Source organism: Psychromicrobium ferritrahens (assembly GCF_043789415.1).
Lineage (GTDB): Bacteria > Actinomycetota > Actinomycetes > Actinomycetales > Micrococcaceae > Renibacterium.
Genome location: NZ_JBDLLW010000001.1, coordinates 1247520 through 1270066 on the forward strand (window position 1 = coordinate 1247520; position 22547 = coordinate 1270066).

Annotated in this window: 21 protein-coding genes; 8 read left to right on the plus strand and 13 right to left on the minus strand. The window is 62.7% G+C overall.

Features of this window, described 5'->3' with window-relative positions; all coding sequences use genetic code 11:
- From ABDK06_RS05780 to ABDK06_RS05800, 5 genes are all read right to left on the minus strand, one after another.
- Positions 1 to 1329: a sulfate adenylyltransferase subunit 1 gene (locus ABDK06_RS05780; RefSeq protein WP_394939822.1), complete on the minus strand. Its 1329-nt coding sequence runs from the start codon at positions 1327 to 1329 to the stop codon at positions 1 to 3.
- Positions 1329 to 2279 carry a sulfate adenylyltransferase subunit CysD gene (gene cysD / locus ABDK06_RS05785; RefSeq protein WP_394939824.1) on the minus strand — a complete coding sequence of 317 codons (951 nt, stop codon included), beginning with the start codon at positions 2277 to 2279 and terminating at the stop codon, positions 1329 to 1331. The genes ABDK06_RS05780 and cysD overlap by 1 nt, the downstream gene beginning before the upstream one ends.
- On the minus strand, positions 2276 to 3025 hold the full coding sequence (locus ABDK06_RS05790; RefSeq protein WP_394939826.1) for a phosphoadenylyl-sulfate reductase: 750 nt from the start codon (positions 3023 to 3025) through the stop codon (positions 2276 to 2278). The genes cysD and ABDK06_RS05790 overlap by 4 nt, the downstream gene beginning before the upstream one ends.
- Complete coding sequence (locus ABDK06_RS05795) at positions 3022 to 4758, minus strand: nitrite/sulfite reductase (RefSeq protein ID WP_394939828.1); 1737 nt, start codon at positions 4756 to 4758, stop codon at positions 3022 to 3024. Before ABDK06_RS05795 ends, ABDK06_RS05790 begins: the two co-directional genes overlap by 4 nt.
- A 185-nt stretch (positions 4759 to 4943) precedes the next feature.
- Positions 4944 to 5633, minus strand: coding sequence for a sirohydrochlorin chelatase (locus tag ABDK06_RS05800; protein WP_394939830.1), 690 nt, complete (start codon positions 5631 to 5633; stop codon positions 4944 to 4946).
- Positions 5634 to 5656: 23 nt separating this feature from the next.
- Here ABDK06_RS05800 and ABDK06_RS05805 point away from each other — a divergent pair, with 23 nt between their 5' ends.
- Positions 5657 to 6274 carry a trimeric intracellular cation channel family protein gene (locus tag ABDK06_RS05805; RefSeq protein ID WP_394939832.1) on the plus strand — a complete coding sequence of 206 codons (618 nt, stop codon included), beginning with the start codon at positions 5657 to 5659 and terminating at the stop codon, positions 6272 to 6274.
- A gap of 45 nt (positions 6275 to 6319) precedes the next feature.
- Here ABDK06_RS05805 and ABDK06_RS05810 read toward each other — a convergent pair whose 3' ends face one another.
- Entirely contained in the window at positions 6320 to 8155 is a 1836-nt protein-coding gene (locus ABDK06_RS05810; protein WP_394939834.1) for a S9 family peptidase, read from the minus strand.
- A gap of 22 nt (positions 8156 to 8177) precedes the next feature.
- On the opposite strand from ABDK06_RS05810, the gene ABDK06_RS05815 reads away from it, so the two are divergent.
- Entirely contained in the window at positions 8178 to 8594 is a 417-nt protein-coding gene (locus tag ABDK06_RS05815) for a hypothetical protein (RefSeq protein WP_394939836.1), read from the plus strand.
- Between the two features lie 39 nt (positions 8595 to 8633).
- Here the strand turns inward: ABDK06_RS05815 and ABDK06_RS05820 are convergent, their stop codons facing one another.
- The 3 genes from ABDK06_RS05820 to ABDK06_RS05830 are packed head-to-tail and all read right to left on the minus strand — an operon-like array spanning position 8634 to position 11784.
- Positions 8634 to 9752, minus strand: a complete 1119-nt coding sequence (locus ABDK06_RS05820; protein ID WP_394939838.1) for a polyprenyl synthetase family protein — start codon at positions 9750 to 9752, stop codon at positions 8634 to 8636.
- Positions 9749 to 11038 (minus strand): geranylgeranyl reductase family protein, encoded by a 1290-nt coding sequence (locus ABDK06_RS05825; RefSeq protein WP_394939840.1) that lies wholly within the window; start codon positions 11036 to 11038, stop codon positions 9749 to 9751. The genes ABDK06_RS05820 and ABDK06_RS05825 overlap by 4 nt, the downstream gene beginning before the upstream one ends.
- A complete protein-coding gene (locus ABDK06_RS05830) occupies positions 11035 to 11784 on the minus strand; it encodes a demethylmenaquinone methyltransferase (RefSeq protein WP_394939842.1) in 750 nt (249 codons plus the stop codon). The genes ABDK06_RS05825 and ABDK06_RS05830 overlap by 4 nt, the downstream gene beginning before the upstream one ends.
- Positions 11785 to 11853: 69 nt before the next feature.
- Between ABDK06_RS05830 and ABDK06_RS05835 the strand changes: the two genes are divergently transcribed.
- The 4 genes from ABDK06_RS05835 to ABDK06_RS05850 all read left to right on the plus strand — a co-directional run bounded on the left by ABDK06_RS05835 (position 11854) and on the right by ABDK06_RS05850 (position 15992).
- Positions 11854 to 13185, plus strand: coding sequence for an isochorismate synthase (locus ABDK06_RS05835; RefSeq protein WP_463401506.1), 1332 nt, complete (start codon positions 11854 to 11856; stop codon positions 13183 to 13185).
- Positions 13186 to 13324: 139 nt separating this feature from the next.
- Entirely contained in the window at positions 13325 to 14254 is a 930-nt protein-coding gene (locus tag ABDK06_RS05840) for an ABC transporter substrate-binding protein (RefSeq protein ID WP_394939846.1), read from the plus strand.
- Positions 14251 to 15237: an amino acid ABC transporter permease gene (locus tag ABDK06_RS05845; protein ID WP_394939848.1), complete on the plus strand. Its 987-nt coding sequence runs from the start codon at positions 14251 to 14253 to the stop codon at positions 15235 to 15237. Before ABDK06_RS05840 ends, ABDK06_RS05845 begins: the two co-directional genes overlap by 4 nt.
- Positions 15234 to 15992, plus strand: coding sequence for an amino acid ABC transporter ATP-binding protein (locus tag ABDK06_RS05850; RefSeq protein ID WP_394939850.1), 759 nt, complete (start codon positions 15234 to 15236; stop codon positions 15990 to 15992). The genes ABDK06_RS05845 and ABDK06_RS05850 overlap by 4 nt, the downstream gene beginning before the upstream one ends.
- Here ABDK06_RS05850 and menD read toward each other — a convergent pair.
- Both menD and ABDK06_RS05860 read right to left on the minus strand, forming a co-directional pair.
- Positions 15989 to 17707 carry a 2-succinyl-5-enolpyruvyl-6-hydroxy-3-cyclohexene-1-carboxylic-acid synthase gene (menD, locus tag ABDK06_RS05855; RefSeq protein ID WP_394939853.1) on the minus strand — a complete coding sequence of 573 codons (1719 nt, stop codon included), beginning with the start codon at positions 17705 to 17707 and terminating at the stop codon, positions 15989 to 15991. The two genes, ABDK06_RS05850 and menD, sit on opposite strands and share 4 nt — an antisense overlap.
- 38 nt (positions 17708 to 17745) lie before the next feature.
- Positions 17746 to 18747 (minus strand): o-succinylbenzoate synthase, encoded by a 1002-nt coding sequence (locus tag ABDK06_RS05860; RefSeq protein WP_394939855.1) that lies wholly within the window; start codon positions 18745 to 18747, stop codon positions 17746 to 17748.
- An 85-nt stretch (positions 18748 to 18832) separates the two neighbouring features.
- Between ABDK06_RS05860 and ABDK06_RS05865 the strand changes: the two genes are divergently transcribed.
- Together ABDK06_RS05865 and ABDK06_RS05870 are read left to right on the plus strand one after the other, a co-directional pair.
- On the plus strand, positions 18833 to 19441 hold the full coding sequence (locus tag ABDK06_RS05865; protein ID WP_394939857.1) for a TetR/AcrR family transcriptional regulator: 609 nt from the start codon (positions 18833 to 18835) through the stop codon (positions 19439 to 19441).
- Between the two features lie 62 nt (positions 19442 to 19503).
- Positions 19504 to 20385 (plus strand): phosphatase PAP2 family protein, encoded by an 882-nt coding sequence (locus tag ABDK06_RS05870; RefSeq protein WP_394939859.1) that lies wholly within the window; start codon positions 19504 to 19506, stop codon positions 20383 to 20385.
- Here the strand turns inward: ABDK06_RS05870 and ABDK06_RS05875 are convergent.
- Together ABDK06_RS05875 and ABDK06_RS05880 are read right to left on the minus strand one after the other, a co-directional pair.
- The gene (locus ABDK06_RS05875; RefSeq protein ID WP_394940802.1) at positions 20372 to 21577 is read right to left on the minus strand and encodes an MFS transporter; all 1206 of its coding nucleotides are present in this window, start codon (positions 21575 to 21577) and stop codon (positions 20372 to 20374) included. The two genes, ABDK06_RS05870 and ABDK06_RS05875, sit on opposite strands and share 14 nt — an antisense overlap.
- A 149-nt stretch (positions 21578 to 21726) precedes the next feature.
- Positions 21727 to 22545 carry an MBL fold metallo-hydrolase gene (locus tag ABDK06_RS05880; protein ID WP_394939861.1) on the minus strand — a complete coding sequence of 273 codons (819 nt, stop codon included), beginning with the start codon at positions 22543 to 22545 and terminating at the stop codon, positions 21727 to 21729.
- Positions 22546 to 22547 lie beyond the last annotated feature (2 nt).

Below are 22547 nucleotides of genomic sequence, written 5' to 3' on the forward strand. Positions count from 1 at the left end.
TCACCACCGCTCACTCGCAGAATCAGCCGGATGTTCGGAGACCATTCCAGCTGCCAGAGTATTTCCATCCACCGGATCGATGACTAAGAAGGCACCGGTTCGCCGGTGTGCCAGATACGGCTCCAGCGGCAAGGCCGAAGCCAGCCTGAGTTGCACAGCACCAATATCGTTCAACTCCAATGAAGCAGCAGGTCGAAGGGAGAAACTCCCCAGCTCCAACGTTCCGCCAATACCCCGAACCAGGGCTTGGACCGTCCGAGTGCCGTGCTTCACCAGCACCTTATTGCCTTCTCGTAAGGGTTTGGGGGATAACCAGCACAAAGAGGAAGACAGATCCTGAGAGGCCTCCCTCGTGGTCCCCGCAGCTGCGAGCAGTTCCCCGCGTGCCACGTCCAATTCGTCCGCTAGCCTCAACACCACCGACTGCGGCGCCACCGCCCGATCAAGCACCGGCCCTCCCGGCCCATGGATCCCCACCACAGACGTCGTCCGGCCGCCCGGTAACACGGTGACCGAGTCCCCCACGGCGACAGCGCCCGAAGCGATCTGCCCCGCGTAACCCCGATAGTCTCGAAACTCTTCCGCAGAAAGACCCGGAGCCAGACCGCCCTGCGGGCGCACTACCAATTGCACCGGAAATCTGAAAGGTTCCGGAGTCTCAGCAAGAGATTCCAGCTCATCTACGGAAGGCAAGGACTCCAGAATCCCCAATAACGAGGGACCCGCATACCAGGGAGTCCGCTCTGAGCGCTCCACCACATTGTCACCTTCCAATGCGGATACCGGAATCACCAGCGGCGTCGCCAAACCAATTGAACCCGCCACCTCCACCACATCCTGAACAATCGATGCGAAAACTGACTGCGAAAAATCCACCAGATCAATCTTGTTGACCGCAACCACCACGTGCGGCACCCGCAATAAATGCAGAACCGAAAGATGACGCCGAGTCTGCTCCAAAACACCCTTCCGGGCATCGATCAGCACCACCACAGCATCCGCGGTGGAGGCCCCGGTCACGGTGTTCTTGGTGTACTGCACATGCCCGGGACAATCCGCCAGCACAAACGACCGCACAGAACTAGCAAAGTACCGATACGCCACATCGATCGTGATGCCCTGCTCACGTTCAGCCCGCAAGCCGTCCGTCAATAGAGCCAGATCCACTCCTCCGGCAGCGCCACCGAAGCCGCGCTCAGCAGAAGTTCGCACCACCGCGGCCAAAGTATCGACCAGGATGGCCTTCGACTCGTGAAGCAACCGACCCACCAGGGTCGACTTCCCATCATCAACCGAACCCGCCGTCGCAAAACGGAAAAGAGAAGCCACTAGAAATACCCGTCCTTTTTCCGATCTTCCATCGCAGCCTCAGAGATGCGGTCATCCGCTCGAGTAGCACCACGCTCAGTCAGGGTGGAAGCCGCAACCTCCAGCACGACGTCGTGCACAGTGGCCGCCGAGGACACCACAGCCCCGGTGCAAGACATATCCCCCACTGTGCGATACCTGACGGTTTGGGAAACCACGGCTTCGGCCGGACCAGGTATCGAAAAGGGGCCCACCGCCATCCACATTCCTTCACGTTCAAAGACCTCGCGCCGATGTGCGAAGTAAATCTCGGGAAGCTCGATCCCCTCCCGTTCGATATACCTCCAGATATCCAACTCGGTCCAGTTTGAAATCGGAAAGGCTCTGACATGCTGCCCCACGGCATGCCGCCCGTTATAGAGATTCCACAACTCAGGACGTTGATTGCGTGGATCCCATTGACCGAACTCATCCCGCAGCGAAAGAATTCGTTCCTTCGCTCGTGCCTTATCCTCATCTCTCCGCCCTCCCCCGAAGACGGCGTCGAACCTCTCCGAAGCAATCACCCCGAGCAGCGGAGCGGTCTGCAGAGGATTCCGCGTGCCATCGGCGCGCTCAGCCAGTTCACCCCGATCGAGATACTCCTGCACGCTTGCCACTACGAGCCGCAGTCCCAGCCTTGCCACGGTGCGATCCCGGAACTCCAGCACCTCGGGAAAGTTGTGCCCCGTATCAACGTGCAGCACCGGGAAGGGAATCCGCCCCGGCCAGAAGGCCTTGGCAGCCAGATGTAGCATCACCACGGAATCCTTGCCGCCGGAGAACAGCATCGCGGGACGCTCGAACTCCGCAAACACCTCTCGGAGAATATGAATCGACTCAGACTCCAAGACATCCAAACTGTCCAGCTGCCCCGTCTCGCGGGCGACCAAGGATCCTCCGACGCTTCGATCGGCGGATTCGATGCTCATAGATGAATCCCGCACTCAGTCTTATCCGTCCCCGACCAGCGACCAGCCCGAGGATCTTCACCCGGCGCCACCGGCCTGGTACACGGAGCACAGCCGATGGAAAGATACCCCCGCGACATCAAGGGGTTCACCGGGATCAAATTCTCTTCGGCGTAGGTGACTAAAGCGTCCAAAGACCAGCCAGCCAGTGGGTTCACCTTCACCAAGCCGTGGGAGGCATCCCAACTGAGTAGTGGAGTGTTCGTCCGGGTGGGGGCTTCGTCACGCCGCACTCCGGTGAACCACACTTCATATCCGCTGAGCGCCTTTTTCAAGGGATCCATCTTGCGCAACTGGCAGCATCGGGCCGGATCCCGGGTAAAAAGATCCTTGCCGAACTCCGCATCCTGCTCGGCCACGGTACGCTCCGGGAGCACATCGACAATATTGACCGGAAAGTACCGGGCCACCGTCTTCCTGGTGTCATGGGTCTCTGGAAAGTGGTACCCGGTCTCCAAGAAGAGCACATCGACTCCAGGAAGCTGCTCGGCCACCAAAGCGGGCAGCACGGCGTCAGCCATCGAACAGGCGACGGCGCTCGCCGAGACCTCGAAGTGGCGTGCCACCCAGGCGATCACTTCGGCGGTCGGAGCATCCCAGCCGAGTTCCCCGACGCCGGAATCCACCAGAGCCCGGAGCTCCTGCTCCGAACGAAACGGCACGGCATGGGTGCGTCGCACCTTCGTCACTTCAGAGACCTCGCTCATTTCACAATATCCTCATCAACCCGATGTGCCCACTGGGCGAAGGTCTCCTCCGGATCGCGACCCGCCACGAAGCTGCGCACCACCCGTTCGACATAGTCCGGCAGGTCCTGCGCGGTGACTTTGAGCCCGCGAATAGTCCGGCCCAGCCCGGCCTCCTCACGGTTCGATGAGGCCAGGCCACCGCCGAGGTGAACTTGGAACCCCGGGGCCGGATCGCCGTCAGGAGTGGGCAGCATCATTCCTTTCAACCCGATGTCAGCGGTCTGAATCCGAGCACATGAGTTGGGGCAGCCATTGATATGCAAAGCGATCGGATCCACCAATTCACCCGAATCGACCAGATCGGCGAGCCTCTTCTCTAACTCGGTGATTGCGGTCGCCGCAGTCACCTTGGTCTCCACTATGGCCAATTTGCAGTACTCGATTCCGGTGCAGGCGATCGTGCTACGACGGAAGATCGAGGGCTTGGCGGTCAGCCCGAGCGGCTCGATGGCCGCCAAAAGTGATTCCACCCGCTCTCCAGGCACATCCAGAATGACCAGTTTCTGATGCGGCGTCGTCCGCAGGCGCTGAGAACCGTGAGCTTCAATGACCGAGGCGAGGGCCAGCAGCTTTTCACCGGAAACCCGCCCGACGGTCGGTGCGACTCCGATATAACGCCTGCCGTCTTTCTGCTCATGAACTCCGATATGGTCACCCGGAGAAGTGGGTTTGGCCGCTGCAGGCCCGTCCGGCAGGGCATAACCCAGATATTCGGTCTCGAGAACTTCGCGAAACTTCACCGGCCCCCAATCGTTCATCAGGAATTTGAGCCGCGCCTTGGTCCGCATCCTGCGATACCCGTAATCCCGGAAAATGCTGGTCACTCCCAGCCATACCTCAGCTGCGACCACGGGCTCGACGAAAACCCCCAGCCGCTCGGCCAGCCGGGCACTGGTGGAGAGCCCTCCTCCCACCCACAGGTCATAACCGGCGCCCAGGCTCGGGTGGACAACTCCCACCAGGGCGAAATCATTGATCTCATGCACCACGTCCTGGGAGGGATGCCCAGTGATCGCCGTTTTGTACTTACGCGGCAGATTCGCCAGTTCCGGATCACCGATGAAACGATCAGCCAGCTCGTTGATCAGTGGGCTCGGATCGATGATCTCGTCGGCGGCAATACCCGCCACGGGAGAGCCCAGGATCACCCGTGGAACATCCCCACAGGCCTCCGTCGTGGAGAGCCCCACGCTCTCCAGCCGCTGCCAGATCTCCGGCACGTCCTCGATCCTGATCCAGTGCAACTGAATATTCTGCCGGTCGGTCAGATCGGCCGAACCACGAGCGAAATCCACCGAGATCTGAGCGATCACCCGCAGCTGTCGAGTGTTCAAAGCCCCGCCGTCAATGCGCACCCGCAACATGAAATAGCGGTCTTCCAGCTCGTGCGGCTGCAGCGTCGCGGTCTTCCCGCCTTCGATTCCTGGTTTCCGCTGGGTGTACAGGCCCCACCAGCGAAAGCGCCCGTGCAGATCGGTCTCCTCGATGGAGTCGAAGCCCTGCTGCGAATAGATCTGTTCAATGCGTTCCCGCACGTTCAGGCCGCCGTCTTGCTGCTTCCAGCTCTCATTGGCGTTCAGCGGTGCGGTGCCGTCCACCTTCCACTGACCATGAGGCTTCGCCGCAGGCCGGGCAGCGCGCACCGGCCGGTTCTGGGCATCAGCACGAGGATCGGTTGCAGCCTGCGTCATGTACTGAGATTAGGACGGCGTGCGGAACACGCTGGAATACCTCGCAACCGTAGGTCATCTATGGCAATACTTCGTCATAACGACGCGCCCGCCACGCCCTCGAGTCGCGTGTGCTGAGAGCTCAGCAGCCACGACCCGGCTCCGGCATTCCGACCAGGACTCCTAGATCGCCTAGCCCTCAGCGGCTAACCGGCGACGGCGTCGAAACGGTCCAGAGCGATCTGCGCCAGCACCGGATCCGGCAGCAAAGGCGCGGCGAGCTGATCGGCCCCGGCCTGCGAGAGCAGTCGGTGGAAGTATCCCGGGGCGAGCAGATAAGAGGCCACCGCGACCTTGGCGTGTTCCGGCAGCTGCTGGCGCAGCAGCTGCACCGCGGCTGGAACCCTGGGTTCCGCACCCGCGCCGTAGCCAACCCGAACCGGACAAGGCAGCAGTGCGCGCAGCTGCCCTGCCATCTCCTCAATAGCAACCGCAGCGCTGGCCTTAGAAGAGCCGGCAGCGGCGAAGACCACACCCCAGTCAGCTTCAGAATCCATCACCGCCGCAACTCGGCGAGCCAACAGTTCGGCGAGCCGGGAGTCCGGTCCTAGCGGCGCTGCCGCGCGGGTCAGTGGCCGAGTTGCTACGGCCTGAGCAATATCCACTTCTACGTGATAGCCAACGGATAGCAGCAGGGGCACGACGACGGCGGGAACCCCCTCGGGCAGCCGGGAAAGCACCTCGGGGAGTGCCGGGCTCTGCACATCCACGTAGGCTTCCCGCACTTCCAGGGCCGGCCGCAACTCAGCGATCCGCCGACGCAACTGAGCCACTTCAGTCCGGGCCTGCGGATCGTCGGTGCCGTGCGAGCAGGCAATCAGAATGGGCTGCTTCATCCTGGGAAGTGTAATCTGCTCCGGTGAGTATCGAAATTCTGCCTGATCTGCTGGGCGTCTTTTTCTTCGCCGTCTCGGGCAGCCTGCTGGCAGGCCGCAAGGGCTTCGACCTGATCGGTTCGCTGTTGCTCGGCTCACTGGTCGGCCTGGGCGGCGGAGTCGCCAGGGATCTCATCATCGGCCAGATTCCGGCGGCTTTCTCAAACCCGGTCTATCTGTTGCCGCCGGTACTGGCTGCTCTGCTGGTGTTCTGGCTCTACAACTCGGTGGAGAAAATCGGACGATGGCTCACTGTTTTCGACGCCGCAGGTCTCGCCCTGTTCTGCATCACCGGCACCGTCAAAGCACTCAATTTCGGCTTCAACCCGGTGGCCTCCGTACTGCTCGGCGTGACCAGCGCGGTGGGCGGTGGGCTGCTGCGTGATGTGGTGGCCAATCAGGTTCCGCAACTCTTCAACTCACACGATATCTACGCCATCCCGGCCATTCTGGGCGCTACTCTGGCGGCCTTCGCCTGGACCGGTCGCTGGCTCAACGTGGGCACCGGAATCGCGATCGCCGTCGTGGTTTTCACCTTTCGAATCGCGGCCTGGCACTTCCGCTGGCACGCCCCCTTAGCGGTGCGAAAGAACAAGCTCTAGCGCACAGCAGCAATCCGGCTCACGGTGAGGGGCCCAGGCTGAGGTTCAGGGCCCCAGAGTTCGGCGCAAGAACTCCACGGCTCGCGGATAGGCTTCCAGCTGATTCTTCCGCCGGCTCAGCCCGTGGCCCTCATCGGCATAAACCAGCATTTCGCATTCACTGCCATTGGCTCGCACCGCAGCGGCCACCTGCTCGGCCTCGCTCAGCGGAACCCGCGGGTCGTTGGCACCGTGAATCACCATCAAGGGTTTCGCCAACCGGTCGATTCTGGGCAGCGGTGAAGCATCTTCGAGAACCTGCCGGTGGTGCGCCAGCGAACCATATTCCCGCTCCCGGTAAGCCCGGCGGTACGCAGAGGTGTTTTCCATAAAAGTCACCAGCGAGCTCATCCCGACGATATCCACTCCGGAGGCCCAGTACTCCGGGAAGAAGGTCATCCCGGCGAGCACCATATAACCGCCGTAGCTGCCGCCGTAGAGCGCCACTCGTCCGCCATCGACGCCGTTGCTCACCAGCCAGCGATGGATGTCCACCAGATCTTCAACGGAGTCCAAGCGCAGTTCGACGTCGTCCAACGACATCCAGCGTCGGCCATAACCGCTGGAACCTCGGACATTGGGCACCACTACGGTGTGCCCGGAGATCACCAGAGCCGCGTTCCGAGGCGACCACTGGAAGAGGCTGGCGGATTCCGGGCCGCCATGGATGTTGAGCACCGCGCTGGCATCGCCCCTGCTGACAAAAGCGGGGATCTGCTCACCGTCACGAGTGGGAATCCGCACCACTGAGGGAACCGGCAGTTGAGCGGCCAGCTCACGCCCCGGCGCAGAAGTCCGTTGCTTCGGCTCCACCGGACCGCCGAGCTGCGCCGTCAGCTCCGCGCTGAAGGCTTCGTCCGGAAAGACCGGAGAGGAGAAAGTGAAGGCGAGCCAACGGCCATTGGCACTCAGAACCCCCGATGCCCACCCACTTCCGGGCAGACCGACTGGGACCTCTGCACCGATCAGCGGCACGCCGTCCACCACCTCGAGATCGCTCAGGCTCAGCCTGCTCTGGCCATCTTTGAGACGCTGGATCAGTGCCCGCTCACCGCTCTCATTGAGCCGAATCGAAAGATTGCACTCCGCTTCGGCCAGCACAGAGTGCCAACTCTGATCGGCCACCCGATAGAAACTGAGGGATCTGAAGTCAGTGCTGGCATCCTGGCTGGTCAGAAATCCCGAAGAGTCGGCGAGCCAGCTGACCTCCCCGTACTGGCCGGGTGCGTTCTCATCGGTGAGTAATCGCCATTCCCCCGCGGCGACGTCGAGAAGCCGCAGCGTGCTGGAGGCCGGCTGCAGGCTCATCGCGCTCGATACCAGATAACGACCATCGGGAGATGCCGAGACCTGGGCGAAGCTGCCGCCGCCGTCCCAGAGCACCTGTTCCGCCCCACTGATATGAACTCGCCGGATCAGATCGAAGTCGACCTGATTGCGACGATTGGTGGAGTAGATCAAAGCCTCGGAGTCGAGAGCCATCAGATGATAGATATGCTGCGGATCATCGATCAGCGGCGACAGCATACTCACCGGTAGCTGTACCGTCTCGGGGTCCAGCAGATAGAGCTGGTGCCTTTCATTACCATCGGTATCAGAGGAGATCACCACCTGCCGGCTTCCGGGCAGATATCTTCCGGTGGCCGTGGAACTGAAATTCGTCAGCTGACGCCGCTCCCCATCGGGCAGCACTTCCCAGAGCTGGCTGGTGCCGTGAAGATTGCTATTGGTCAGCACGGTTCCATCGTCGGCCACGTCAGCCACTGAAGAAATCGGCAGGTTGAGCAGCTTTTTAACGTTCTCGATCAGCTCGGTGGGGACAGCAGGCGTTTCAGAGGTCATAAAAACATCCTAGGATGTTCAGGTGAGCGAAATCTTTCTGCAGAAATTCCGCGATTTACTTCCCAACTACCTCTCCGAGCCCTGGCAGGAAGAAGACGGGCTCTCCGAAGCCGAGTTGAACGCTGAACTGGCTACCGACGTCCCCCAGGCCCTGCGCGAGTTCTACTTGGCGCTCGGCAACTCCGAGCTGATGGAGGCGTATCACTTCTTCTGGGATCCGGACGAGCTGGAAGTCGAAGACGGCTTCTTGCTGTTTCTTGAGGACGAAGAAGAGCTCTACACCTGGGGCATCAAAGCCGATCAGATCGATGTTCCGGATCCGTTGATCTGGCGGCGCAGCAACGCCAAGGGCAGCTGGGTCTGCGAAGAAGGCACCTTCAGCGAATTCGTGCTGGATTACTTCGACTGGGTGCTCAGCGATGACGACGAAGACGAGTAGCTCGCGGCAAGACGATAAACGGGAAGGCTATAAAGAAGACTAAAGTTCGCGGTGCACCACGGCGTGTGCGAAGCTGCTCAACGCGGATTTGACGACGCCCTCGGGCAACGGCGCTAGAGCCTGCACGGCGTCGTCAGCCCACTGCCGGGCTACCGCCCAGGATTCCTCGGTGACCGGGTGCGCACGCAGGGCTTGTACCGCTTCGGCTAGCGCCTCGTCAGAACTCAGATCGCCTTCCACCAGGGCCAGTACTTCAGCGGCCGAGGGGTCGGTGAGAGCCGCTTTACGCAACAGCAGCACGGGTAGTGTGGCCACTCCTTCACGCAGATCGGTGCCGGGTGATTTCCCGGAGACCTGCTTGAGCCCGGTCACATCGATCACGTCATCTGCCAGCTGGAAGGCCACCCCGACCTTCTCGCCGTACTCGACGAGCACGTTTTGCAACTCTTCCGATACATCGGCGAAGATCGCGCCGAGCTGCCCGGAGGCCGCGACGAGTGAGCCAGTCTTATCGGAGACCACCGAAATGTAGTGCTCCACCGGATCCTGATCGGGTCGCGGGCCGACGGTTTCGTGCAGCTGCCCCAGGCAGAGACGTTCGAAGGTCCGGGCCTGGATGCCCAGGGCCTTGGGCCCCAGCTCGGAGACCAGGATGGAGGCCCGGGCGAAGATCAGATCCCCGGTCAGGATGGCGACCGAGTTCCCCCAGACCTCGTGGGCGGTGGGCGCACCACGGCGGAAAGGAGCCGAGTCCATCACATCGTCGTGGTAGAGGGTCGCTAGATGCGTCAGTTCAACCACGACGGCGGCGCTGATCACTTCGGGGCGGCCCGGATCGCCGAGCTGAGAGGCCAGCAGCACCAAAAGCGGCCTGATCCTTTTGCCGCCGGCTTCGATCAGGTGCCGAGAGGTGGCATCGGCGAGCGGATCGGAATTCGCGATCGCCTCCCGCAACTGCTTCTCCACCCTGGCCAGCGAGGTGGAGATCACCGGGCCGAGCTGCGGATCCTCGGCGATCTCCGCGAAAGCCGCGGGCAATTTGATATCCAGCGCGATAGCGCTCGTGAGCGGGTCCAATTCGACAGATTCATGCACCCCGTGACCGGCGTGGGTCCAGGTGGGCTTGCCGGGTTCGCCCGGGATAACAGCGTTGCTCACGAGTTAACCCTAACCCGGCCATTGCTGGTAGCAGGAACCAGCTGTTCCAGCAGATGCACCGCCCGGTCGTTGAAATCGCGCCCCGGCGCTCCTGGCTGATCGGTGAGGTTCGCCATCAGCCGAACCACGAAGCGCATCAGCGGAGGCACCGGCATCCCGGTTTTCAGGGCCAATTGCATCACAGCGGGTTTGCCGATCAAGCCTGCGAACAACCTTCCCAGGGTGAAATGCTTGCCCCAGAGACCACGGATGTGATCGGCGTAACCTTGCAGCGCGAAGTCGAACCCGAGCCGGGAGTTGGTCAGTGCGGCTCGCTCGATGAACTCAGCGGCGTAGCGCCCCGATTCCATGGCGTAGGAGATGCCTTCGCCGTTGAAGGGGCTGACCATGCCACCCGCGTCCCCGAGCAGCAAGAGTCCTGGAGAGTAGTGCGGCGTCCTGTTGAAGCCCATCGGCAGCGCAGCTCCGCGGATCTCCCCGAGCTGATTCTCAGCGCTGAACCCCCATTCCTCGGGCATCGCGGCGGTCCAGTCCCGCAGCACCTTGCGGTAGTCGAGCCTGCCGAATTCCTTAGAAGAGTTCAGAATCCCGAGCCCAACATTGCAACTGCCATCCCCGACTCCGAAGACCCAGCCGTAGCCGGGCAGCGGCCCGGAGGGGCCAGCGAGTTCCAGCCAGCCTTCCATCCAGTCCTCTTCGTGGCGTGGTGAGCTGAAATAGGTGCGGACGGCGACGCCGAGCGGACGGTCATCGCGTTTGGCCAGACCGAGGGAAAGCGCGGTACGGGTCGAGTTGCCGTCCGCGGCGAGCACGACGTCGGCACTGAAATCGAGCATTTCGCCGGTTTTCCGGCCATTGGCGTCGAGCACGGCAGCGCTCACCCCGGTGACCCGGCCGGCGTCGTCGGTGAGCACCGAGCTGACATTATGGCCTTCCAAGATCGTGGCGCCAGCACTCCGAGCGTGCGCGGCCAGTTCCTCGTCGAAGCCGAACCGGGTGCGAATCAGCCCGTAGTCCGGGAAATCACTCAGCTCCGGCCAGGGCACCTCGACTCGGCGGCCCTGAGCGATCAGCCGTAGCCCGCGGTTGCGCCGCCAGCCCTCACCGTCGTGCGGCAATCCGAGCAGTTGAATCTCCCGGACCGCCCGCGGGGTGAGGCCGTCGCCGCAGACCTTCTCCCGTGGGAAGTGCGTCTTCTCCAGGACGGTGACATCGATCCCCGCGCTGGCCAGATAATAGGCTGCGGTGGAACCTGCCGGACCGGCTCCGACGATCAGGACTTTCATGAAGAGCTAGTGCCTGCCCCGGCTTGTCCAGCACGATCACTCTTCACACCGGTCTCGGCTTTGAAGCCGCGGTGCAAGGCCACCGTACCGCCATTGAGATTGCGATAGCTGACCCTTTGCCAACCCGCGTCGCTGATCCACTGGGCCAGGTGATCCTGATCCGGCCAGGCCCGGATGGACTCGGCGAGGTAGCTGTAGGCAGTCGGATTGGAGGATGAGCGCTTGGCGATCGCCGGCAGAGCGCGCATCAGATACTCCGTGTAGACGGTTCGAAAAGGCCCGAAAGTGGGGTGTGAGAACTCAGCGATCACCAGTTTCCCTCCGGGCTTGGTGACCCGCAGCATTTCCGCGATGGCTTTTTTCGGTTCGTTCACATTGCGCAGCCCGAAGGAGATCGTGGTCGCGTCAAAGGTGTTGTCCGCGAAGGGCAGCGCGGTGGCGTCCCCCGCGATGAAGTCGATGTCTGGCCTGCGGCGCTTACCGACCTTGAGCATACCGAGCGAGAAATCCAGGGCCACCACATCGACTCCGGCGTCCGCATAGGGCTCGCTCGAGGTTCCGGTGCCGGCGGCCACGTCGAGCACCCGCTGGCCCGGCACCACGCCAACAGCTTCGACCACGATCTTGCGCCAGCGACGGGTCTGGCCCAATGACAGCAGATCGTTCGTCAGATCGTATTTTGGTGCGACGTCGTCAAACATTGCGGCGACTTCGTCCGGACGTTTCTCCAAAGATGCACGGCTCACCCCTCCATTCTCGCAAATTCTGGGCGTCCCCGTGACCAGCTAAGCCCCGACGTTCCTGGACCGGTCTCGCTGACGAGTACGCTTGGACTCGTGCTACGCAGTTTGACTGTCCCTCTGGCGGACTCTCCCACCCTGAGTGATGCCTTAGGCGAAGACTCATTGTGCTGGGTATTGCGCGATGAAGGAATGGTGGGGTTCGGCCAACTCACGGAGTTCCTGGTGCGTGGTCCGGGACGCTTTGCCGAAGCTCAGAACTGGTGGGCCACACTCACTGCAGAGGCCCTGGTGGAGAACCGGGTCAACCTGCACGGCACGGGATTGGTGGCCTTCGGCAGCTTCACTTTCTCAAAATTCTCGCGGCGCGATTCCCGGCTTATAGTGCCCCGGCTGGTACTCGGAATCCGGGACGGCGTCGCCTGGTTGACGCTCAATAGCTTCGAGGAAGAGCTTTCCGAGCGGTACGCCCACGCCGAATTGGCGGCCTATCTCGCTGCGGCTGAACGCAGCGGCGCCGCACGGAGAACAGCCCCGGAACCCACAGACTTCACGCTGAGCACGGGTGCCTTGAGTGAGGCCGAGTGGATGTCGGTGGTCGCCGCCGGGGTGCAAGCGATCAACGCACCCAGCGGGCGTTCAACCCCGATGCAGGAACCGGTGCAGAAGGTCGTGCTGGCGCGGGATATCGTGGCGCGCAGCTCGCAGCCGATCAACCGCGCCGTCGTGCTGAGCCGACTGATCGACAGTTACCGTGAGTGCTGGACCTATGGCGTGGGCGATTTCGTCGGAGCGACCCCGGAAATGCTGGTGGAGATCCAGTCCGGGGTGGCCAGGGCCAGAGTGCTCGCCGGCACCGTCGATCGCGCCGGGGCTCCGGAAGAGCAGGATTATGCCCGCCGGATGCTGATGGACTCTGAGAAACAGCGCGAAGAGCACGATTTCGCGGTGAAATCGTTGGTCAGGGAGCTAGCTCCCTTTGCCGCCGACCTCTCGGTGCCGATCAAGCCCTTCGTCCTCGAACTTCCCAATGTCTGGCATCTTGCCTCGGATGTCAGTGCCGAGCTGGCCCGGAATGGCAGTCATTTACCGAACACCCTGGCGCTCTTGGAAGCCCTTCACCCAACCGCGGCGGTCTGCGGCACCCCGCGCACCGAGGCCGGAGCGCTGATCCGTGAGCTGGAGCAACTCGAAAGGGGCCCCTATGCCGGTCCGGTGGGTTGGCTAGACGCCGAGGGCAATGGAGAATGGGGCATCGGCCTGCGCGGGGCGGTGCTGGAAACCGAGAATACCGCTCGTTTGTACGCCGGATGCGGAATCGTCGGCGCCTCAGATCCGGAGACCGAGCTGGCTGAGACCTGGGCGAAATTCAGGCCCATGCTGCAGGCCCTGGGTGAACGAGACTAGCCCGGGCTTTGCATCACATTAAAGTAAATGCAGCCGCATTTGCGGGCTCTTTATGGCCCCACTGCGGTATAGTTCTGGCCTGCACACCGTGCATTTCGGGGCTCGCACAAGGCACCTTCAGTTGAACAAAGGTAACTTAATGAAAATCACATCCAAGGCACTCGCGAAGTCGTTCGCCATTCTTGCCGTCGGTGCCGTTGCACTGACTGGCTGTACCACCGCTTCACAGCAACAACCCTCCTCCAGTTCACATGGCTCAGCCAGCTTCGATCCGACAACCGTGGCCAAAGACGACACGCTTGCGGCTGCTGTTCCCGAGGCCATCAAGAGCCGCGGCACCCTGATCATCGGCGCTGACACCTCCTATGCTCCCGCTGAATTCCTCGGTGGTAGCGACGGCCGCACCCCCTTAGGTTACGACGTCGACCTCGGCAAGGCCATCGCAGCCACCCTGGGCCTCAAACTGGATGTGCAGACCGCGGATTTCAACGGCATCCTGCCCGCCCTGGGCAGCAAGTACGACCTGGGTATCTCCTCTTTCACGATCACTAAAGAACGTCTCGACGCGGTCAATATGGTCAGCTACTTCAACGCCGGTGTGCTCTGGGCAGTGGCTAAAGGAAACCCGAAGAACTTCAGCCTCGACGACGTCTGCGGTAAGTCCATCGGTGTGCAGACCGGCACCGTGGAGGCCGACGATGTGACCGCGCGCTCCAAGAAGTGCACCGATGCGGGCAAACCGGCCGTCAATATCGTCAGCCTCGCCAAACAGGCTGATGTGACCACCCGCCTCGCCAACGGCGGTCTGGACGCGATGAGCGCCGATTCACCGGTGACCCGATACGCGATCAGCCAGACCGGCGACAAACTGGAGACCCTGGGTGAAGAGACCGACGCCGCGCAGCAGGGCATCGCGGTGGCCAAGAGCGACACTGCTTTCGCGGAGGTGATCGCCAAGGTGCTCAATAAGCTGATGGCCGATGGCAACTATAAGAAAGTCCTGGAGTCCTGGAGCAATACCGCAGGTGCCATCGACAAGGCCGTGGTGAACCCCGCGGCAGCCAGTTGAGCACCCCTGCCACTAGTCCGGCTGCGACTCCCGAGGGAGAATCGCAGCCGGACTGGATCCGAGCCCGCCGGGTACCGCACCCGGGCCGCTGGGTCGCCGTCGTCATCATCGTGTTATTGGCGATCGCCGCGGTTTACAGCGCGGCGACCAACCAGAACTTCCACTGGGATCTGGTCGCCACCTATTTCATGGATGTCCTGGTAGTACAGGGCGTCGGCTGGACGCTGCTGCTCACCGTCATCTCCATGGTGCTGGCTATTGTGCTGGCGCTCTTGCTGGCTGTAATGCGGCAATCCGATAACTGGATCTTCCGCTGGGTGAGCTGGGCCTGGGTCTGGTTCTTCCGCGGCACCCCGGTCTACACCCAGCTGACGTTCTGGGGCATGGTCAGTGTGCTCTATCCGAGGATCTCACTGGGAATCCCCTTCGGGCCTGAGTTCTTCACTTTCAGCACCCAGGACTTCCTCAACGTCTTCTGGGCAGCAGTGATCGGCTTGGGACTCAATGAATCGGCGTACCTCGCCGAGATCTTCCGAGCCGGGCTGAAATCGGTGGACAACGGGCAGATGGAGGCCGCCGAGGCACTCGGCATGCGCAAGAGCAAGATCATGCTGCGGATCATCCTGCCCCAAGCGATGCGGGTGATTGTGCCGCCAACCGGCAATGAGACTATCGGCATGCTCAAGACCACCTCGCTCGTGCTGGCGGTGCCCTTCACCTTCGAGCTGACCTTCGCCACGAGCGCCATCGCGAACCGCATCTACTTCCCGATCCCGCTGCTGATCGTGGCGGCACTGTGGTACCTGATCATCACCAGCGTGCTGATGGTCGGGCAGTACTTCATCGAGAGGTACTTCGGGAAAGGCGTGGACAATCTGGTTCCGGCACCCGTGATGGCCACTAAGGCGACCGCTGCGGTGCACGCCGATCCGGCGCCACCGACGGAAGTCGGACAGATCGTGCGGAAGGACGATGAATCATGACCCTGGTACGCATTGAGGGAGTTCATAAGGTCTTCGGCCAGCACCATGTGCTGCACGGCATTGATATGACCATCAAACAGGGCGAGGTTTCGGTGATCATCGGGCCTTCCGGCTCCGGTAAATCGACCCTGCTGCGCTGTGTGAACAAAATGGAGTCGATCAGCGCTGGCCGGGTCTACGTCAAGGACGAGCTGATCGGCTACCGCGAGGTGAACGGCCAGCTGCACGATCTGACCCCGAGCCAGATCGCCGCCCAGCGACGCAATATCGGCATGGTCTTCCAGCGCTTCAACCTCTTCCCGCACAAAACCGCGTTGCAGAACGTGATGGAAGCCCCGATTCAGGTGAAGGGCCTGGCGAAATCCCAGGCTCAGGCCAAAGCTCTGGAGCTGCTGGACCAGGTCGGGCTGGCTGATCGTGCCGGGCACTATCCGGCACAGCTCTCCGGCGGACAGCAGCAGCGGGTGGCGATCGCCCGGGCGCTGGCCATGGAGCCCGAGCTGATGCTCTTCGACGAGCCCACCTCGGCGCTCGACCCGGAGCTGGTGGGCGATGTGCTCCAGGTGATGAAGGACCTCGCTAAATCCGGGATGACCATGATGGTGGTGACCCATGAGATCGGTTTCGCCCGCGAAGTGGGTGACACGCTGAGCTTTATGGACGGCGGTGTGGTGGTCGAGTCCGGCGATCCGCGTGAGTTGATCGCCCATCCGAAGCACAACCGGACCAGGGAGTTTCTCAGCCGGGTGCTCTAGCTCCCGGCTCTGACATCCCCGGCTCTGAGCGCTGCCGAAACAGCGGTTTTCACCCGGTCATGTAGGCCTCGTAAAGCGGAGCGCTCGGTACGGATTTCCAGTATCGAGCGGCCGTGGATCGGGGCCTGCAGGCTTTCGGTGAGTTCCGCCGTCGTGCTGATCAGCCGGTGTTCCAGGCCATAGCCGGCCGCGAGGCTCTCCAGCTTCACTCGGTGGGAGGTGCCGAAAAAACGTTCGACGGCGTCCGCGTAATCTTTCTGCTCCCCCAGCACACCGTGCTCCAGGAGGTTGAAGATCCCGCCTCCCGCATCGTTGAGCACGATCATCTGCACTTCTGGGATTCGTTCGCCGTCGGGCAACAGCAAGCCCCCCGCATCGTGCAGGAAGGTCAGATCCCCGAGCAGCAGCCGGGTGGGCCGAGGAGCGGCCAAGGCGACCCCGCTCGCGGTGGAGATCGTGCCATCGATCCCGGCCAGCCCGCGATTGGCGAAGACGCGCGGGCTCAGCACTCCCGGGGTGCCCGCCAGGTCAAGATCGCGAATCGGGTTGGAAGAGCCCACCACCAATTGCTCGACCGGTTGCCGCCAAACCTCTCGGGCCAGCCGCAGGCCGCAAAGTTCGGTGCCCAGGGTGCTCTCCAGTGCGGTTTCAGCCAGCGCCGCCGCGTGCTGCCAGGATTCCAGCCAGCCTTCAGCTCCCGTCCCGGCGAATTCGCTGAGCGCAGCTGCATTCCGGATCAGTGATTCGCTGCGCCGTCCCTCTTCGAACCAGGGCACCGGGCGCGGCAGATAGAGTGCTCGGGGCAGTTCGGTGCGATTCATCAGAGCGGCCACCGGACGGGAGAGCGTTGGCCTGCCGAAGGTCACTAGGCGTTCAACTTGCTCAGAGAATTCGGCGAGCAGCAGACGATACGGGCCGATCGCATTGGCGCCGAACCGTGCATTCGAAGAGGGCTCGGCGAGCAGAGGCAGCTGATGCAGCCGGGCGAATTCCTCGGCCTCCGCCCCGGCATCGTGCCCGGCGAGCACCACGGTCCTCCGGGCCCGCTCACTGAGCGATCTGGTCAAGCCGAGTCGTGAATACGGCTGAGGCACTTCGCTGCTCGGGCTCGTGATCGGCCGCCGCGCCCGGGGCTGGAAATCACTGCCGTCGAGGCTCGGCGTCAGCGGCTCACGAAAGGCCAGATTGAGCTGCACCGGTCCGGGCGGGATATCGGCCAATAAGCCCTGGGCGGCGTCCAGGGCGGTCCGGACGGCGGCCTGCGGATCGGTTCCCGCTGCAATATCCACCGCGAAGCGAACGTGGGTTCCGAAAAGGTCGAGCTGATCGGTGGTCTGGTTGGCGCCGGTGCCCCGCAATTCCTCCGGCCGGTCTGCGGAGAGCACGATCAGCGGCACCCCGGCGTGATTGGCCTCCATTACTGCGGGCAGCAGATTTCCCACAGCGGTCCCGGAGGTGGTGACCACCGCGGCGGGGCGGCCCGAGCCCAGGGCGAGCCCGAGGGCGGTAAACCCTGCGGCGCGTTCGTCAATGCGTACCAGGGTCTCCAACTGCGGCTGAGCTTCCGCCAGCGCGTAGGCCAGGGGAGCGCTGCGTGAGCCTGGAGCCAGCACCAGCTGGCGGACTCCGCCCTCGAGCAAAGTCGCCACAACCCTCCGGGCAGCATCCAGGGCAAGCCAGTCCGGGGAATGCCTGGACGGTTCTGCGAAACTCACCTGCTCAGTCTAAGTGGTATGAGCTGAGCGGTGCGGCCTCAGTTGCCTGACCGAGGTGCTTCCGCCTGGAGCAGAGCATGCACGCGGCGCAGGCGTTCCAGCCACCACTCCTCACGTTCTCGGGCAACCCGGTAGCGTTGCAGCAGCTCCGGATCCGGGACCGCTTCGCGCAGCCCGATCCTGCCATTGCGAGGAGTCAGCGGCTCATCGCAGACGTCGGCGGCTAGCAGGGCCACGGTTCCCAGCCCGCAGGCGAAGGGCAGTTCGGGCAGCGCCGCGGCCAGTGCCAGTCCGGCTCGAATCCCCACCGAGGTATCCAAGGCGGAACTCACCACGACGGGAAGGCCCGCCTGGGAGACAATGTCGAGCGCTGCCTTCACCCCGCCCAGCGGAGCCACCTTGATCACCAGCAGATCAGCCGCTCCCTGCCGGGCCACGGCCAGGGGGTCGGTCTCCTTGCGGACGCTTTCATCGGCGGCGATCCGCAGCTCTATTCGGGCCGAGCTGAGTGCCTCCCGGAGCCGGGCCAGGCCCGGAATCCCGGCAACCGGCTGCTCGGCGTATTCCAGGTCGAAGTCCACGAGTCTGCGCAGGGCTTCAAGCGCCTCTGAGTGGCTCCACCCAGCGTTCGCATCGATCCGCACTGCGGCTCGAGGCAGTAACCTGCGCACCTCGGCGACCCGGTTCAGATCCTCCTCGAGCTGCTGCCCGGGCTCCGCGACCTTGATTTTCACCGCCGACACTTCGCCGAAGGCCTCCAGCACTGAGCCGACCTGAGCGGCAGCGACCGCGGGCACCGTGGCGTTCACCGGAATGCTGGAGCGTAGCGCGGGCGGAAATCCGGACCAGCCTGCTTCGAGAGCGGCCCGCAGCCATCGGGCGGCCTCGACGTCGTCATATTCAGCAAAAGGCCCGAATTCTGCCCAAGCAGCTGGCCCTCGCAGGAGCAGCGTCTCCCGGCTCGTGATGCCACGAAACCGGTTCCGCATCGGCAACGCTACAACGCGCGCGCCGTCTAAGAGTTCTTCAATATCTGGCATCAGCACTCTTCGAGCCTACCGGTGCAGCCGAACGAGAGATATGCTTCATGCGCGACACAGACCTCAAGAACCAACAGGGAACACAGTGACACAGCGGACAGTTCAAGATCGGGCTAAAGCCAAATACCTGCGCATCCTCGATGCCGCCCTCGTGATACTGCGAGCCGAGGGTCCTTCGGGGATCACTCTGCGAGCCGTGGCTCAGAAGGCTGAGGTCCCGGCGTCGAGTGTCTCGTATTACTTCCCCAATCTGGTGGAACTGATTCAAGGCGCATTCGCGCACTATCTGCGGGCTCTGGCGCCGGCGATGAGCCAAGCAGTGCGGAAGCAACTCGCTGAATCCACTGATCTGCGACGGGTTGCCGGCCCGCTCGCCGAGCAGGTCACTTCCCGGGACGGTGCCGCGCTCTTGCCGCTCCTGGAGACCTACCTCGTGGTGGCCCGGGATCCAGAACTTTACCCCGAAGCCAGGCGGTTGCTAGATCAGCTGCCGCAAGCGGTGCAAGCCTTCCTGGAGTCGCTGGGGATCGCGAAGAGCAAAGAACTCGCTGATTCGGTGATCGGTTTGATCGAAGGCTACGCCTTACGCCGGGTGCTGGCTCAAGGGGCTGCCGGCTCGGACAACGATTCCCTCCGGCTGGCGTTTGAGCATTTATTCGAGGGATTCCTTGCCATGGAGGGCAAGACGGGATAATGCCTGGACCGAACCAGCTCTGATCACAGCTCCGGCTCAAGCCGAGCAAGTAGTCTGGATTGATGGATTCACGGACCGGAGCCCGAAGAGCCGTACGCCCGGGCCTGTTTCTACTGGCCACCGCCTTCTCGGTGCTGGGGCTGATCAGCACCTATCTCTACTTCGTGCACACCACTACCGGGCAGTTCATCGACGAATCAGCCCTCGTGGAAGCAGCTGTTCCGCGGCAGAAGATCGGCACACAGGTGTCCTACTTCCTGGATCTGCTCCCCATCATCTCGCTGGTCACCGGCGTTGTCGTAGTACTCTTTGTCACCATCTGGCGTCGGCGCTGGCTTGCTTCGGCGATCGCCATCCTGGCGATGGGCGCTGCCAATGCGAGCACTCAGCTCTTCAAAACCATGCTGCCGGAACGGCCCGATCAGGGTATTGCCACCCTCAACTTCAATTCCTTGCCCTCTGGTCACAGCACCCTGGCGGCAAGCGCAGCGGTCGGGGTCTTCCTGGTGGTCAGCCCGCGCTGGCGGCCCTTCGCGGCTTTTATCGGCGCCAGTTTCGCGATCCTCTCTGGCACTTCGACCCTGATCAATCAATGGCATCGCCCAGCCGATGTGCTCGCCGCTTATCTGATGGTGGCTGCGTGGGCCTGCCTCGCCGGCTGGCTCATTATGCGCTGGGGCGGCTCCTGGAATATCTGGCAGGGTTATTCGGCTCATTGGGCGTCGAGCAGGCTGTGGCCGCTGCTCTCGGCGCTCTTCGGGGTTGCCGCAGCCGTGGTCAGCTGCGTTCTACTGAGCAGGCTGAACAGCCCGGGAGCACAGAGCAGCACAGATTATTTCTTCTCCGGCGTCGCCCTGATCGTGATAGCCGGCTATCTGCTGACCGTGGCTGGCACGCTGCTGTTCAGCTTCGAGGCACGACGTCGCCCGCTCATTGTGGACTAGCCGCCCTCGGCGAGCGCGGAATCCAGTACCAGAGCATGGCTGCCGCAGCCAGGCCGATGACGCCGGTAGCGGCTACTCCGATACCCAGTGAAGCCACCGCGGTGATCCCCGAGAGCAAAGCGGGTCCGGAGAAGGAGCCGAGGTCGGCGAGAAACCGCCAGATTCCCAGGAATTGGGCTCGGCGTCGTGCCGGAGAATAGTCGGCCCCGAGCGTCATCACCACTCCCGAGCCGATGCCGTTGCCGAATCCGATCAACAGGGCGACCAGCAAGAGCGTGACCGCACCGGCGGTGAGTGGCATGAGCAGCAGCGAAATGCTCATGATCAGCATTGAAGGAACGGCCACCCAAGCCCGACCGCGCCGGTCCATCACCTTGCCTGCTGGGTAGAAGACCAGCATATCGATGGCACCGGAAAGACCGTAGATCAGCGAGGTGGTGCTCGGGCTGAGCCCCAGGCCTTCGGCCCAGAGCGGCAGTACGGCCTGCCGGGAGGCACGCACTGCACCTACCAGCAGTACGCCGATGCCGATGGTCAGGAAGATCTTACGGTGGTCCATCAGGATGCTGCGCAGCGTGGGGGCCGCCAGCTCCTCTTCCCCGCTGGATTCGTGCACCAGATCAGGCATGCTGAGGGCGATCAGCCCGGCGATGATCACGGCCACGACGCCGACCCAATAGGCGCCCGCGAGGTGGAAGAAGTTGATCGCCAGAGCTCCGATAAAGGGGCCGATGAAAACACCGATGCGCATCACCCCGCCCAGTGTGGAAAGCGCTCTGGCCCGGAATTCCAGCGGAACAGCCTCGGTGAGGTACTTCTGCCGGGCCAGGTTGAAGACCGCCGAGGCCGCGCCGATCATCAGCACCCCGAGGCCGTAGAACCAGAGGTTCGGTGCCAGCAAGCAGAGCAGCATGGCCAGCATGCTGAGCCCCGCGGCACCGACGATCGCCCAGCGTTCACCGTATTTATCGGTCAGGATAGAGGCCGGGATATTGCTCAGCAGAGAGCCGACGCCGATCAGGGTCACCATGAGTGCGGCTACCGCCACGGAGGCTCCGAGGTCACGGGCACTGAGCACGATGACCGGAAGGATCGCTCCCTCGCCGATGCCGAACAGGATGGAGGGGCCGAAAGCTGGAATGGCTATCTTCTTGAAGCTGAACGCAGCACCGTCTTGACTCACTCTTGCCAGCCTACCGCGCAACTTCGCTCACGCACGTTCGTCTCCGCCTCCGTTCAAGGCCGAGCCCTCGCATCGGAGCTTTCACACGCGTTAGCCCGACGGCCTCGGGACAGCTCACCGTCGATGCGGTGGGCTATCGCGACGTCGTCGGGCTATCCTCAGACATGCTGAGTGGTCTGCTTCAGCCGGGCGATGAACCAGCGGGACTGCTCCGGCCCGTAGGGCAGAATTGGAATCGACTTGGTGGCATCGTTCGGGGTCTCCCGCATCGCCTCCTGAGCCATCCTGACAGCCGTGGACATGGTGGTCGCCATGGTCTTGACGAATTCATCGTTGACCGGGCGTCCATGCCCCGGGGCGAGGAACTCATAACGGTGGCGCAGCGCGGAAAGCTGACGAAGAGTATCCGCCCAGTCCACCGGGTAGGAATCTTCAAAGGAGGGGTGTGCCCCCTCTTCAACCAGGTCTCCGGTGAACACCGTCGAGGGAGTCCCAACCAGCAGATCGCCGTCGGTATGACCACGGCCCAAATAGAACAAGGTCACCGAGAGGCCACCCAGGTCGACGAGCACCGGTTGATCCCCGACCAGAGCGCTCGGTACCAGGATCTCGGTGTGCTCACCTTCCGCGGCCGCCATTTCGGGCTCAAATTCGGGGTTCAGTAAGCGGCGTTGGGCCTCGCCGCTTTCTTCGATGGTCTTCGCGGCGTTCTGATGTGCCCAGAACTCGGTCGCTCCGTCAGCGGCAAAGACCGCATTGCCGAAAAAGTGATCGTAGTGCGCGTGCGTAGTGACCACCACGAGTGGCAACGTGGTGAGCTCACGAACCGCTTGCAGGATCTGAGCACCCTGACGTGGCCCGCTCCCGGTATCGATCACCATCGCCCGCTCGGTTCCCACCACCAATCCGGTGTTGAGCAGCGCGCCGGGGGTGGATAAGAGATAGTTGTCGGGACCCAATTCCCGCCATGAAGCCATTC